The organism is Streptomyces sp. NPDC094034 (assembly GCF_040303865.1).
Lineage (GTDB): Bacteria > Actinomycetota > Actinomycetes > Streptomycetales > Streptomycetaceae > Streptomyces.
Genome location: NZ_JBEOUD010000003.1, coordinates 17,360 through 32,223, shown reverse-complemented (window position 1 = coordinate 32,223; position 14,864 = coordinate 17,360). Strand labels below are relative to the sequence as shown.

The following is a 14,864-nucleotide window of genomic DNA, read 5'->3' as shown; positions in this document are numbered from 1 at the left end:
GCCGTCGGGCCGGCGACCTCGCTTGGTAATCATACAGCCTGTGTGATACACGAGAGGTAATCACACACGCTGAATGATTCGGTGGTGGGATCGCCCACCCGTCTTGTTTCCAGGAGCTTTCGATGTCTGCTGCGATCACCTACTCCCGCTATGGCGCGCCCGAGGTGCTGACCTTGTCCGACGTCCCCACGCCGCAGCCCGGTCCGGGACAGGTCCGCGTCCGGGTCCGCGCCGTCGCCGTCAACCCCATCGACCTCCGGGTCCGCTCCGGCGGGATGGCGGGGGTCTTCCCGGTCCAGTTCCCGGTGATCCCCGGCCACGACGTCGCCGGCGTGGTCGACGAGGCGGGCGAGGGCTCCGGCTTCTCGCGCGGTGACGAGGTCTTCGGGTCGGTTCACGGCGGCGGCTACAGCGAGTGCGTCCTGCTGGACCAGCCGTTCGCCAAGCCGCGGGACCTGTCCTTCGAGGACGCGGCGGCCCTGGTCACGGTCGGTGAGACCGCCTACCGGGTGCTCGAACACCTCGCCGTCGCGCCCGGGCAGACCCTGCTGGTCCATGCCGCGGGTGGCGCCGTCGGCGCCGTCGCCGTGCAGCTGGCCGTCGCCCGCGGCATCACGGTGGTCGGCACCGCCGGTGACCACGACCTCGACCGGGTCCGCGGCCTCGGGGCCACGGCCGTCCGCTACGGCGAGGGCTGGGCCGAGCGGGTCCGGGCCGCCGTACCGGCGGTGGACCACGTGCTCGACACCGCCGGCGTCGGCGTCCTCGCCGACTCCGTCGCCCTCACCGGCGATGCCGCGCGCGTCATCACCATCGCCGACATGACCTCCGCCGAGCACGGAGTGCGCTTCACCGGACTCGACCCGGCCGACCGGTTCCCGCAGGCCCTGCCCCTGCTCGCCGACCTCGTGGCCGACGGCCGCCTCTCGGTGCCGGTCTGGCGCACCTTCCCCCTCAGCGAGGCCGCCAAGGCCCACGCCGAGATCGAGGCCGGCCACAACCGGGGCAAGGTCGTCCTCCTCCCCTGGCAAGACCACTGAGGATGCCGCGGGTCATGAGGGCGGAGGTGTCGGCCGTCTCGGCGATTGCCTGCCGCATTGCCTCGACCACCGCTGGGCGCTCGCGTTCGGCCGGCGAATGCCGTCTGGGGGCGAAATCCGCTCGTGGCACTGCCCCTTGGGGTGCCTCCGGTGGCAGACCGTGCGGCGCCTCCGGCCGTACCGGAACCGCGTCCTCGAACCTGACCGGCACACAGTCCAACAGCGGACGCCGTCGACGCTCGCGCCTGCCGTCCACGCACGACACCTCGACGTACGCCTCGATGGGATGACAAAGGACAGTCGTACCCACGCATGACCGAGCAGCGGTCATGTACTAGAGTTATCTCGACATCGAGATATCTGCCGAAGGCGTACCGCGGCCGCCCGGCTGGTAAGGCTTACCTTATTAAGGCTTACCTTAGCGGATCGGCGAGGAGTCGTGGCGGCAGCATGACGGTAGTACGCGCACATTGATGAAGGAGACTGTCGTGTCGGCGAACAGCTTCGACGCCCGCAGCACGCTGCGCGTGGGCGACGAGTCGTACGAGATCTTCAGGCTGGACAAGGTCGAGGGCTCCGCCCGCCTCCCTTACAGCCTGAAGGTGCTGCTGGAGAATCTGCTCCGCACCGAGGACGGCGCGAACATCACCGCCGACCACATCCGCTCCATCGGCTCCTGGGACTCCCAGGCGCAGCCGAGCCAGGAGATCCAGTTCACCCCGGCCCGGGTGATCATGCAGGACTTCACCGGTGTGCCCTGTGTCGTGGACCTCGCCACCATGCGTGAGGCCGTGAAGGAGCTGGGCGGCGATCCGGCGAAGATCAACCCGCTGGCCCCCGCCGAGCTGGTCATCGACCACTCCGTCATCGCCGACAAGTTCGGCACGCCGGAGTCCTTCACGCAGAACGTGGAGCTGGAGTACGGCCGGAACAAGGAGCGCTACCAGTTCCTGCGCTGGGGCCAGACCGCGTTCGACGAGTTCAAGGTCGTCCCGCCGGGCACCGGCATCGTCCACCAGGTCAATATCGAGCACCTGGCCCGTACGGTCATGGTCCGGAACGGCCAGGCGTACCCCGACACCCTCGTCGGGACCGACTCGCACACCACCATGGTCAACGGCCTCGGTGTGCTGGGCTGGGGCGTCGGCGGTATCGAGGCCGAGGCCGCGATGCTCGGCCAGCCCGTCTCCATGCTCATCCCGCGCGTCGTCGGCTTCAAGCTGACCGGCGAGCTGCCGGCCGGCACCACCGCCACCGACCTGGTCCTGACGATCACCGAGATGCTGCGCAAGCACGGCGTCGTCGGCAAGTTCGTCGAGTTCTACGGTGAGGGCGTCGCCGCCACCTCCCTCGCGAACCGCGCCACCATCGGCAACATGTCGCCGGAGTTCGGCTCCACCGCCGCGATCTTCCCGATCGACGACGAGACGCTGAAGTATCTGCGCCTGACCGGCCGCAGCGACCAGCAGGTCGCCCTCGTCGAGGCGTACGCCAAGGAACAGGGCCTCTGGCTCGACCCGGCCGCCGAGCCCGACTTCTCCGAGAAGCTGGAGCTGGACCTCGCCACGGTCGTCCCCTCCATCGCGGGCCCGAAGCGCCCCCAGGACCGCATCATCCTGGCCGAGGCCAAGGAGAAGTTCGCCGAGGACGTACGCAACTACGTCTCCGAGGACGAGGAGGCGGGCAAGGAGTCCTTCCCGGCCTCCGACGCCCCGGCCTCCGCCAACGGCGTGCCGACCCGCCCGACCCTGGTGACGGCCCCCGACGGGACGACGTACGAGATCGACCACGGCGCCGTCACCGTCGCCGCGATCACCTCCTGCACCAACACCTCGAACCCGTATGTCATGGTCGCCGCCGCGCTGGTGGCCAAGAAGGCGGTCGAGAAGGGCCTGACCCGCAAGCCGTGGGTCAAGACCACGCTCGCCCCGGGCTCGAAGGTCGTCACCGACTACTTCGACAAGGCGGGCCTCACCCCGTACCTCGACAAGGTCGGCTTCAACCTCGTCGGTTACGGCTGCACCACCTGCATCGGCAACTCGGGCCCGCTGCCCGAGGAGGTCTCCAAGGCCGTCAACGAGCACGACCTCGCCGTCACCTCGGTGCTCTCCGGCAACCGCAACTTCGAGGGCCGGATCAACCCGGACGTCAAGATGAACTACCTGGCGTCGCCGCCGCTGGTCGTCGCGTACGCCCTGGCCGGTTCCATGAAGGTGGACATCACCAAGGACGCCCTCGGTATCGACCAGGACGGCAAGCCGGTCCACCTCGCCGACATCTGGCCGACCGAGGCCGAGGTCAACGATGTCGTCGCCAACGCCATCGGCGAGGACATGTTCAACAAGTCCTACTCGGACGTCTTCGCGGGCGACGCGCAGTGGCAGGCGCTGCCGATCCCGACCGGCAACACCTTCGAGTGGGACCCGCGGTCCACCTACGTCCGTAAGCCCCCGTACTTCGAGGGCATGACGATGGAGACCTCCCCGGTCGAGGACATCACCGGCGCGCGCGTGCTGGCGAAGCTCGGCGACTCGGTCACCACCGACCACATCTCCCCGGCGGGTGCGATCAAGGCCGACACCCCGGCCGGGAAGTATCTGACGGAGCACGGCGTCGAGCGCCGCGACTTCAACTCGTACGGTTCCCGCCGCGGCAACCACGAGGTCATGATCCGCGGCACGTTCGCCAACATCCGGCTGCGCAACCAGATCGCGCCGGGCACGGAGGGCGGCTTCACCCGCGACTTCACCGTCGAGGGCGCCCCGGTCGCCTTCATCTACGACGCCTCCCAGAACTACCAGGCCGCCGGCACCCCGCTGGTCGTCCTGGCGGGCAAGGAGTACGGCTCGGGCTCGTCCCGCGACTGGGCCGCCAAGGGCACCGCGCTGCTCGGCGTGAAGGCCGTCATCGCCGAGTCGTACGAGCGCATCCACCGCTCGAACCTGATCGGCATGGGCGTACTGCCGCTCCAGTACCCGGAAGGCGCCTCGGCGCAGGCCCTGGGCCTGACCGGCGAGGAGACCTTCTCCTTCACCGGCGTGACGGAGCTGAACAACGGCACCACCCCGCGCACGGTCAAGGTGACGACGGACACGGGCGTCGAGTTCGACGCGGTCGTCCGTATCGACACCCCCGGTGAGGCGGACTACTACCGCAACGGCGGCATCATGCAGTACGTGCTGCGCAGCCTGATCCGCAAGTAGCCGGCGCCGCGACGGAAACGAGGGCCGTGCCCCGTACGGAAGTACGGGGCACGGCCCTCGCCGTTCAGCGCGCGAGCCACGTCGCTAGCGCAGCAGCTCCACCTCCGCCAGGGTCGACGGGGCGTCGCTCACCAGGCGGTACTTCGCGTACGTACCCGGCTCGCCGATGGTGAAGACCCGGGTCTGCCGGTCCCAGCCGAAGGACTGGCCCGAGCGGGTGTCCAGGTCGCGCCAGGTCGTGCCGTCCGCCGAGCCCTGGAGTGTCCAGCCGGCCGGGGCCTTCGCCGCGGTGGCGGAGGTCAAGGTGTACTGGACCGCCTTCGTCGCCGACGTCACCGGCAGTTCCACGGACTCGACCGGCGCCGAGGTGCGGGAGGAGTCGTCGAAGAGCGGGCCCGACGCGGTGAGCGCGTCGGTGCGCGGTGACGGCGCCTTGTCGTCCTGCTGGATCGAGACCGGCGCCGCGTTCGCGCCGGTGCCCCAGGACGACGGCTTCGGGCCCATCGCGAACTCCAGCTGCCCGCCGCGCGCCAGCACATCGTGCGGGAGCGCCGTGGAGTTCCAGGACTTGCCGTTGACCTTCAGACCCTGGACGTAGATGTTCTTGTCGCTGTTCTTCGGCGCCTTGACGACCAGCGTGCGGCCGTTGTCCAGATGGACGGTCGCCTTGGTGAAGAGCGGCGAGCCGATCGCGTACTCCCCGCTGCCCATCACGAGCGGATAGAAGCCGAGCGCGGAGAAGAGGAACCACCCGGACTGCTCGCCGTTGTCCTCGTCGCCGTGGTAGCCCTGGCCGATCTCGCTGCCGACGTACAGCCGCCCCAGCACCTCGCGCACCTTCTCCTGGGTCTTCCAGGGCTGCGAGGCCGCGTTGTACATGTAGGCGGCGTGGTGGGCGACCTGGTTGGAGTGGCCGTACATCCCCATCCGTACGTCGCGCGCCTCCGTCATCTCATGGATGACGCCGCCGTACGAGCCGACGAACTCGGGCCCGGCCGTCTCGGGGGTCGAGAAGTACGTGTCCAGCTTGTCCGCGAGACCGGAGCGGCCGCCGTAGAGGTTGGCGAGCCCGCGGCTGTCCTGGACCGCCGTGAACGCGTAGCCCCACGCGTTGGTCTCGGTGTAGTCATAGCCCCACACCCTCGGGTCGAACGAGTCGGAGGGCACCCGCCAGTCGCCCTTGAGGTTACGGCCCTGGAAGAAGCCAGCCTTCGAGTCGAAGAGCGAGACATAGTTCTGGGCGCGGTTGCGGAAGTACTCGGACTCCTCCTTGTAGCGCTCCTTCTTGGTCTTCTTGTAGAGCGCCTCGCCCATCTTCGACAGGCCGTAGTCGTTGAGGTAGCCCTCCAGCGACCAAGACAGACCCTCATGGGTCTCCGTGGAGGCATAGCGGAGGAACGGCGACGTCTCCATGCCCTTGCGGCCCACACCCGGGCCGGGCGGTACCACCGTCGCGTTCTTCAGCGCCGCCTCGTACGCCGCCTCCGCGTCGAAGTCGACACCCTTGACGTAGGCGTCGGCGAAGGCCACGTCCGAGCTGGTGCCGGTCATCAGATCCGCGTAGCCGGGGGAGGACCAGCGGGAGATCCAGCCGCCGTCCTTGTACTGCTGGACGAAGCCGTCCACCAGCTCGCCCGCCTTCTTCGGGGTGAGGAGGGAGTACGCGGGCCAGGTCGTCCGATAGGTGTCCCAGAAGCCGTTGTTGACATACACCTCGCCGTCGACGATCTTCGCGCCGGTGTGGGTCGGGGTGTCGGGCCCGGTCTGCGGCGAGAACGGGCTGGCGTACTGCTGCTTCGGGCGGGACTTCGTACCGGTGTTCTCGAAACCGGAGTTGGGATACAGATACAGCCGGTAGAGGCTGGAGTAGAGCGTGGTCAGCTGGTCGTGGTCCGCGCCCTCCACCTCCACCCGCCCCAGGATGTCGTCCCAGGCGCTCTGCGCCCGGTCCTTGACCCGCTCGAAGCGGGTGGTGGCGGGGATCTCGTCGGCGAGGTTCTTCTTCGCCTGGTCGAGGCTGATCAGCGAGGTCGCCAGCCGCAGGGTGACGGTACGGTCCTGGCCGGCGTCGAAGCGCAGATAGCCGGAGACATCGGCGCCACCGCCGCCGGAGAGCTTGCCGCTCGCGGTGACCGGCGCGTCGAAGACGCCGTATACGAAGAGCCGGGTCGCGCCGGTCGACAGTCCGCTCTTCACATCGGAGAAGCCGGAGAAGGAACGGGTCGCCGGGTCGAGGGTGAGTCCCCCCGCGTTGGAGATGTTGTCGAACACCATGGCGGCGTTATCGCCGGGATAGGTGAACCGCATCATCGCCGCGTGATCGGTCGGGGTCATCTCGGTCTTGAGACCGTTCTCGAACGTCACGCCGTAGTAGTGCGGCTTCGCGATCTCGTTCTCGTGCCGGAAGGGCAGCGCCCGCGCGGTACGGGATGCCTCGGGCGTCCCGGCGGCCACCGACGGCATCACCTGGAAGGTCTGCCGGTCACCCATCCAGGGGCTCGGCTCATGACTGGCGCTGAAGGCCTGCACGGTCGGCAGATTGTCGGCGTTGTTGGCTCGGCTGTACTCGTAGAGCCAGCTGGTGGAACCGGCGTTGGTCACCGGCGTCCAGAAGTTGAAGCCATGGGGCACGGCGGTCGCGGGGAAGGTGTTTCCACGCGAGAACGAGCCGCTGGAGTTGGTGCCGCGAGTGGTGGAGGCGTAGTCCGACAGATGCGCGAGCCGCTTCTCGGGGGCCTTGGGCGCCAGGCTGATGTCGTCGATCCAGCCCTGGAACTTCGCCGGGCCCTTGCGGGAGTCGTATGCCACCAGGATCCGGTCGACGGTCTTGCCCGCCGCCACGGCGCCGATCCGGGCGTCCACCTGGTTCCACTGGTTGACATAGAGCCGCTTGGCGTCGCCCTGGCCCTGCGGCGTCAGCAGCCCGCCGTGGGCGTCGGTGGCCTTCAGATCACTCAGATAGGTGCCGTCGGTGAAGGCGAGATCGACCGAGACGTTCGTGGCCGGATAGTTCAGATCCGTCTGCGGGAGGGAGGGATAGATCCGGTACGAGAGCGCGGTGTCGCGCCGTATGGCCGTGTGGACGTCGAAGACCTTGTTGTACGAGTACGCCCGGCCGTCCGGCTGGTGCGTACCGGCGTACTTCAGCGCCTTCGTACCGGTGAATCCGGCGCCGGCCTTGGCGGTGGGGGAGCCGGAGGGGCCGCGGTCCACCTGGGTGCGCATGTCCTGGGGCGCGGGTGTGCTCGTGTCCCCGTTGGAGAACTGCACGTCGGCCAGCTGGGTCGCGTCGGAGGCGCCGTTGTTCGCCGTGATGTCCAGCCGGAAGTGCTGGTAGGCGGCCTGGCCCGGGACGGCGATGTCGTAGGACTTGGTCTGGAACCGCTCCGTGAAGGTCTCGCCCTCGCGGGAGTCCAGCTCCTTCCACTCCTTGCCGTCGGTGGATCCTTGGAGCGTCCAGTCCTTGGGGTCGCGCTCGGCGTGGTCGTTCGCCGAGGTCAACGCGTATGTGACGACCTTGACCGGCGCGTCGAGATCGAACTCGATCCAGGCCGTCGGCTCGAACGCCAGCCACTTCGTGGCCGACTGGACGTCGACGAGATTCTCCTTGGTCTCACCGCCGCCCGTGTTCTCCCCGCTCGCGCGCAGCTCCACGACCCGGTCGGTGACATTGCCCGGAATCCCATGGGTGAAGCCGCCGTCGACGCCGGATGCCCGCTTCGCTCCGTCAGGGCCCACTTCGACGGTATTGCGCCAGTCCGGCTGGGGTTCATCCGCCTCGAAGGAGGAGGTGAATTCACTTTCCGCCGACTTTGGTTGAGCGGGTTGTGCGATAGCCGCCGACTGTGCTGTGACGACGAGCAGTGAGGCGGCCGCCACCAGGGCGGCCGTATGCCATTGTCTGCGCCGGGGTCCGGTTCTCTGCCGCATACGGAGCCTTTCATCCTGCGTACCAAGTTGGACAACGTTGTCAAACGAAGCGCAGGGTCCAGTAGGGGCCAAGTGTCGTGTGGTGTCAAGGGTGTTGCCGGGATCGCGCGATCGGAATGGCTCATTCCTGAGAGACCGAGGTGGTCGAATGAGTACACACCCGGCTCAGATATCCACGAGGTCTCAACTCGGGAAAGACTGCCGTCCAAACCTGCTTTCGATCTTGCCCCGTCGACGGGAAGTGGACTATACCTGTCGCGTCCGCCCAAGCGTTGCGATCGAGCACGACCCAGCACGATCAAGCACGGCAATTCCGCACGACCCAGCTTCATTTGACCGCGGTGGCGGGGCCCTTCGCCTCAGAAGAGAAGGACGGGCGACCGGTACACCGCCTGAGTCCTGGAGAAGGCGAGGACTTGAGCATGGGATCCACCTCCGCTCAGAACAGCGAGGGCCTCGGCCGTCGCGATGTGATCAAGCGGTCCGCCGCGATCGGTCTGATCACCGTCCCGACGATGAGCTTCCTGGCCTCTTGTGCCAGTGGCGACAGCGGGAGCGACAAGAAGGTCGAGAAAGGCGAGGCGACCGAGAAGAATCCGCTCGGGGTGAACGCGAGCGCGCCTCTCGACTTCGTCCTGTTCGACGGCGGATTCGGTACGGAGTACGCCACGGACGCCGTCAAGGAGTACGAGAAGGCGTTCCCCGAGGCCAAGGTGAAGTTCACCCCGACCCAGAAGATCCAGTCCGAGCTCCAGCCGCGCTTCAACGGCGGCACCCCGCCCGACCTGATCGACAACTCGGGCGCCGAGCAGATGGACATGGGCGTTCTCGTCGGCAAGAAGCAGCTCGCCGACCTCACCCCGCTGCTGGACGCCCCCTCCATAGACGACCCGGCCAAGAAGGTCCGCGAGACGCTGCGCCCGGGTGTCCTGGAGATGGGCCAGTTCGACGGCGACCCGGTCTGGATCCTCTACTACGCCTACACCGTCTACGGTGTGTGGTACTCGCAGACCGCGCTGGACAAGCTCGACGCGGAGTACCCCGAGGACTGGGACGCCATGCTGGCCCTCTGCGCGAAGGCCAAGAAGCAGGGCATCGCGGGCTGGACGTACGCCGGCAAGTACCCGTACTACCTCCCCTTCTCGCTCTACCCGTTCATCGGCAAGATCGGCGGCCGCGAGGTCCTCGACGCCATTGACAACCTGGAGCCCAACGCCTGGAAGCACGCGGCGGTGAAGTCCGCCTTCGAGGCGTACTTCGAGCTCTTCAAGAAGGGCTACATCCTCCAGGGCACCCCGGGTCTGGACCACATCCAGTCGCAGACCGCGTGGACCGAGGGCAAGGCGCTGTTCATCCCGAACGGCTCCTGGGTGGAGAACGAGGCGGCGAAGACCACGCCGAAGGACTTCCAGATGAAGGTGGCCGCGCCGTCCAGCCTGGACAGCTCGGACAAGCTCCCCTTCGGCACGCTCTGGGCGTCCGGCGGCGAGCCCTTCGTCGTACCGGCGAACGCCAAGAACCCCGACGGCGGCATGGAGCAGCTGCGCATCATGCTCAGCGAAGCCTCGTCGAAGAACTTCACGTCCAAGGTGAAGTCGCTGAGCTCCTTCAACGGCGGCACCGACGGACTCACCCTCTCCAGCGCGCTGCAGGCCGGGGTGGACGCGCTGGCCAAGGCCGGTACCAATGTGCTCAACCCCCGGCTCCAGGACTGGTACGTGGCACTCCAGAAGGAGAAGATCGGCGTGGGCGCGCTCGGCGAGATGATGGCCGGACGTCTCACCCCCGTCGAGGCCATCAACAAGTGCCAGGAGTACGCCGACGCGGCCGCCAAGGACACCTCCATCAAGCACTACAAGCACCAGTAGGAGTGGAAGTGACCGGAGGCCCCGCCGGGGCTTCCGGTTCCGGCCCGTCGCACGGGCCCCCAAGGCAGCACGGCGGCACCCGCCGGAGATTCGGGGTCGGGAGACATGCAACACGGCAAGTACCGGTTCATCGTGGGGTTTCTGGTATTCCCCCTGGCGATATACGCGCTCTTCGTCGTATGGCCATTCATCCAGTCCATCTATTACTCGTTCACGGACTGGACCGGTCTCAGCCCTGACTTCACGATGGTGGGCTTCGACAACTACGTCCGGATGCTCGACGACGACACCTTCTGGAGTTCTCTCCAGCACAGTCTGATCTTCGCGCTCCTGCTGCCCGTGGTGGTACTCGGTCTCGCGCTGTTCTTCGCCTTCATGCTGAATGTCGGCGGGCGCGGCCGGAAGGGGGCGGCCGTCGCGGGGGTCCGTGGATCCTCGTTCTACAAGATCGTCTACTTCTTCCCGCAAGTGCTCTCGATCGCGATCGTCGCCCTGCTTTTCCAGTTCGCGTACAACCCGAACAGCGGCGCCATCAACTCCGCGTTCAGCGCGATCGGTCTGGACAGCGTGAAGCCGGACTGGCTGGGCGATCCGAACCTCGCGCTGTGGTGTGTGATGGCCGTCCTGGTGTGGAGTACGACGGGCTTCTTCGTGGTCCTCTTCTCCGCCGGAATGGCCTCCATTCCGAAGGACTTCTACGAGGCGGCGCTGCTGGACGGCGCGAGCCGGGTCACCACCTTCTTCCGGATCACCCTGCCGCTGCTGTGGGACACCGTGCAGTCCGGCTGGGTCTATATGGGCATTCTCGCCCTGGGCGCGGAGTCGTTCGCGGTCGTCCAGATCATGACCGTGGGGCCGGGCGGTCCCGCCGATTCCACCAATGTGCTGACGTTGCTCGTCTACCAGAAGGCGTTCCGTGACGGTCAGGCGGCCTATGCGACCACGATCGGTGTCGCCCTCCTCGTCGTCACGCTGGCCTTCGCCGCCATCGTGATGCGGCTGGGTCGACGTGAGCGGCTGGAGTTCTGATGAAGACCACTGAGACCCCTCCCCCCGCCGACACGCCTCCGCCGGCGGACGCCGTACGGAATCGGCCCCCCGTGACCAAGGCGGCCGCCCCGCCCGACAAGGAGTCGAAGACCGGCGGCGTGCTCAATGTCTTCTCCCACGGCGTGCTCGTCATCTGGGCCTTCCTGGTCGCGATGCCGCTGCTGTGGGCGGTGATGACGTCCTTCAAGGACGACAAGTCGATCTTCACCTCGCCGTGGTCGCTGCCGGACACGCTGCACTTCGAGAACTGGTCGCGCGCCTGGACCCAGGCGCATATGAGCGACTACTTCCTCAACACCGTTCTGGTGGTGGCGGGTTCACTGTTCGGCACGCTGCTGCTCGGTTCGATGGCGGCGTATGTGCTGGCCCGCTTCGAGTTCCCCGGCAACCGGCTCATCTACTACCTGTTCATCGGCGGGATGAGCTTCCCGATCATCCTCGCGCTGGTCCCGTTGTTTTATGTCATGAACAATATGGCCCTGCTGAACACGATCCACGGTCTGATCCTGGTCTACATCGCGTACTCGCTGCCGTTCACGGTCTTCTTCCTGACCTCGTTCTTCAGAACGCTGCCGACCTCGGTGGCGGAAGCGGCGATCATCGACGGGGCCTCGCACACCAGGACCTTCTTCCAGGTGATGCTGCCGATGGCCAAGCCGGGTCTGATCAGCGTCGGCATCTTCAACTTCCTCGGGCAGTGGAACCAGTACCTGCTGCCCACGGTGCTCAACACCGACCCGGACCGCAAGGTCCTCTCCCAGGGGCTGGTCCAGCTCGCCGTCAGCCAGGGGTACAAGGGGGACTGGTCAGGTCTCTTCGCCGGGCTGGTGATGGCGATGCTGCCCGTGCTCGCCGCGTACATCATCTTCCAGCGTCAGGTGGTCGCCGGGCTGACGGCGGGGGCGCTGAAGTAGCGCCCCAACCGGACGAACCCGCCCGTCGGCCTCGGCCGGCGGGCGGTTCGGCGTGTTCCGATCGCTCAAGGTCTTGACGGGGAGGCGCCCCAAAGGCTGAGCTTAGGGTTCACAAGTTGGAGATACGTCGGGGTCTCATTGGCGCGGCCCCGGCCGGGGGCGGTGGTCGTGCCGTCCGCCAAGGGCAGGAGTGGATGAGTCGTGGAGACTCCGGGGTCGCAGTCGTCTCTGCACCGAGCCAACCTCGAACGGGTCGTGCGCGCGGTGCGCATGGCCGGTTCGCTCACCCAGGCGGAGATCGCCAGAAGCACGGGACTGTCGGCGGCCACGGTCTCCAATATCGTCCGTGAGCTGAAGGAGGGCGGGACTGTCCAGGTCACGCCCACCTCGGCGGGGGGCCGCCGGGCCCGCAGCGTCTCGCTCAGCGGGGACGCGGGCATCGTCATCGGGGTGGATTTCGGTCATACGCATCTGCGGGTGGCGGTCGGCAATCTGGCCCATCAGGTGCTCGCGGAGGAGTCGGAGCCCCTTGATGTGGACGCCTCGTCCGCGCAGGGTTTCGGCCGGGCCGAGGAACTGGTCGAGCGGCTGATCGTCACCACCGGGGTCAGCCGCCAGAAGGTGATCGGAGTCGGCCTCGGTGTCCCCGGGCCGATAGACGTCGAGTCGGGCACGCTCGGCTCCACCTCGATCCTCCCCGGCTGGACCGGCATCAACCCGAGCGACGAGCTGGCCGGGCGGCTCGGCGTACCGGTGTACGTCGACAACGACGCCAACCTCGGCGCCCTCGGCGAGCTGGTCTGGGGGAGCGGTCGCGGGGTCAGGGACCTCGCCTACATCAAGGTCGCCAGCGGGGTCGGCTCCGGGCTGGTGATAGACGGCCAGATCTACCGCGGCCCCGGCGGTACGGCCGGTGAGATCGGCCACATCACGCTCGACGAGTCGGGCCCCGTCTGCCGCTGCGGCAACCGCGGCTGCCTGGAGACCTTCACATCGGCCCGTTACGTACTGCCACTGCTCCGGCCCAGCCATGGCGTGGATCTCACCATGGAGCGTGTCGTCCAGCTCGCCAGGGAGGGCGATCCGGGCTGCCGCCGGGTGATCGCCGATGTCGGCAGGCACATCGGCAGCGGCGTGGCCAATCTCTGCAATCTGCTCAACCCCAGCCGGGTGGTGCTCGGCGGGGATCTGGCGGAGGCTGGGGAACTGGTGCTCGGGCCCATACGCGAGTCCGTCTCCCGGTACGCGATCCCCAGCGCGGCACGGCAGTTGTCGGTGCTCCCCGGGGCGCTCGGGGGCCGCGCCGAGGTGCTTGGCGCGCTCGCCCTCGTCCTGAGCGAGATGGGTGATTCGACTCTTTTGGAGAGCGCCCTCCCGGCAGGGACCCCTGCCTTCACTTAGATAACGAATGGCACCGTTGTCATCTCGTTAAGGATTTACTCCTTGACGCTGGCCTCGCGCCGGAGTTGACTTCCTGCCACCTCGGCCGCAACGACGCGGCCTCGTCAGGGAGGTTTTTGAAGTGAGCGCAAAGATGCGTCGTGCTGCCGTGGCCACCGCCGCTACCGCTATGGCCGTCTCCCTCGCCGCCTGTGGCAGCGCCAAGGAGTCCGGCGACAAGGCCGAAGCGTCCGCGTCGGACAAGAAGGGCCCGATCACGGTCGGCCTGCTTCTGCCGGAGAACCAGACGGCGCGGTACGAGAAGTTCGACAAGCCGCTGATCGAGAAGAAGGTCAGCGAGCTGACCGACGGCACGGGCAAGGTCGTCTACGCGAACGCCAAGCAGGACGCGACGCTCCAGAACCAGCAGGCCGACACCATGGTCACCAACAAGGTCGATGTGCTGGTCGTGGACGCCGTCGACTCCAAGGCCATCGCCAGCTCGGTGAAGAAGGCCAAGGACGCGGGCATACCGGTCGTGGCGTACGACCGTCTCGCCGAGGGGCCGATCGACGCCTACACCTCCTTCGACAACGAAGAGGTCGGCCGGGTCCAGGGCAAGGCGCTCCTCGAAGCGCTCGGCGACAAGGCCAAGTCGGGTCAGATCGTGATGATGAACGGCGCGGTCACCGACCCGAACGCCGCCCTGTTCAAGAAGGGCGCGCACTCCGAGCTCGACGGCAAGGTGAACATCGGCAAGGAGTACGACACCAAGGAGTGGAAGCCGGAGAACGCCAACGCCAACATGGAAGGCGCCATCTCCGCCCTCGGCAAGGACAAGATCATCGGCGTCTACTCCGCCAATGACAGCATGGCGGGCGGCATCATCACCGCGCTCAAGGGCGCCGGCTTCAGCAAGCTCCCGCCGGTCACCGGCCAGGACGCGGAACTCGCCGGTGTGCAGCGCATCGTCACGGGCGAGCAGTTCATGAGCGTCTACAAGTCCTACCCGCAGGAGGCGGCCGTGGCCGCCGAGATGGCCGTCGCGCTCGCCAAGGGCGAGAAGCTCGACTCCATCGCCAAGAGCACCGTGGACAGCCCGACCACCAAGGGCGTCCCCTCCGTGCTCGTCCCGGTCGTGTCGCTGACCAAGGACAACATCAACGACACGGTCATCAAGGAAGGCATCTACACCGCCGGTGAGATCTGCACCGACAAGTACAAGGCCGGCTGTGACGCGATCGGTCTGAAGTAGTCCGCCCAGGGACCGTCCGGTGACCGCCCCCGGTGAAAGCCTGTCCGGCACCCCGCCCGTCAACGCCCCGCGAGCGGGGCGGGGTGCCGGATGGAACCACCCCGGCCCGCCGGTGCGCCCCGCGTGCCGTGTCGCGCGGCGTCCGTGATCAGGACCCGCGCGGCCGGCCCCTTGCTCGTCTCTTCTGCTCGACCTCCGCGCCTCCCCCCGGCGCGGCATCCCCG

At 67.4% G+C, this 14,864-nt stretch carries 8 protein-coding genes; 7 read left to right on the top strand and 1 reads right to left on the bottom strand.

Annotated elements, in window-relative coordinates; genetic code table 11:
* Positions 1 to 122: 122 nt before the first annotated feature.
* Together ABTZ59_RS04380 and acnA are read left to right on the top strand one after the other, a co-directional pair.
* Positions 123 to 1,040: an NADP-dependent oxidoreductase gene (locus ABTZ59_RS04380; protein ID WP_351390338.1), complete on the top strand. Its 918-nt coding sequence runs from the start codon at positions 123 to 125 to the stop codon at positions 1,038 to 1,040.
* Between the two features lie 488 nt (positions 1,041 to 1,528).
* Positions 1,529 to 4,243 (top strand): aconitate hydratase AcnA, encoded by a 2,715-nt coding sequence (gene acnA / locus ABTZ59_RS04375; protein ID WP_351390333.1) that lies wholly within the window; start codon positions 1,529 to 1,531, stop codon positions 4,241 to 4,243.
* An 84-nt stretch (positions 4,244 to 4,327) separates the two neighbouring features.
* On the opposite strand, the gene ABTZ59_RS04370 is transcribed toward acnA, so the two are convergent.
* A complete protein-coding gene (locus ABTZ59_RS04370; protein WP_351390330.1) occupies positions 4,328 to 8,173 on the bottom strand; it encodes a GH92 family glycosyl hydrolase in 3,846 nt (1,281 codons plus the stop codon).
* A 422-nt stretch (positions 8,174 to 8,595) separates the two neighbouring features.
* On the opposite strand from ABTZ59_RS04370, the gene ngcE reads away from it, so the two are divergent.
* From ngcE to ABTZ59_RS04345, 5 genes are all read left to right on the top strand, one after another.
* Positions 8,596 to 10,041, top strand: coding sequence for an N-acetylglucosamine/diacetylchitobiose ABC transporter substrate-binding protein (gene ngcE / locus ABTZ59_RS04365; RefSeq protein ID WP_351390327.1), 1,446 nt, complete (start codon positions 8,596 to 8,598; stop codon positions 10,039 to 10,041).
* A 105-nt stretch (positions 10,042 to 10,146) separates the two neighbouring features.
* Positions 10,147 to 11,070, top strand: a complete 924-nt coding sequence (locus tag ABTZ59_RS04360; RefSeq protein ID WP_351390323.1) for a carbohydrate ABC transporter permease — start codon at positions 10,147 to 10,149, stop codon at positions 11,068 to 11,070.
* Positions 11,070 to 12,005: a carbohydrate ABC transporter permease gene (locus ABTZ59_RS04355; protein WP_351390320.1), complete on the top strand. Its 936-nt coding sequence runs from the start codon at positions 11,070 to 11,072 to the stop codon at positions 12,003 to 12,005. The genes ABTZ59_RS04360 and ABTZ59_RS04355 overlap by 1 nt, the downstream gene beginning before the upstream one ends.
* A gap of 201 nt (positions 12,006 to 12,206) precedes the next feature.
* Positions 12,207 to 13,406, top strand: coding sequence for an ROK family transcriptional regulator (locus ABTZ59_RS04350; protein WP_351390317.1), 1,200 nt, complete (start codon positions 12,207 to 12,209; stop codon positions 13,404 to 13,406).
* 133 nt (positions 13,407 to 13,539) lie between these two features.
* Positions 13,540 to 14,640, top strand: coding sequence for a substrate-binding domain-containing protein (locus tag ABTZ59_RS04345; RefSeq protein ID WP_351390946.1), 1,101 nt, complete (start codon positions 13,540 to 13,542; stop codon positions 14,638 to 14,640).
* Positions 14,641 to 14,864: the final 224 nt, after the last annotated feature.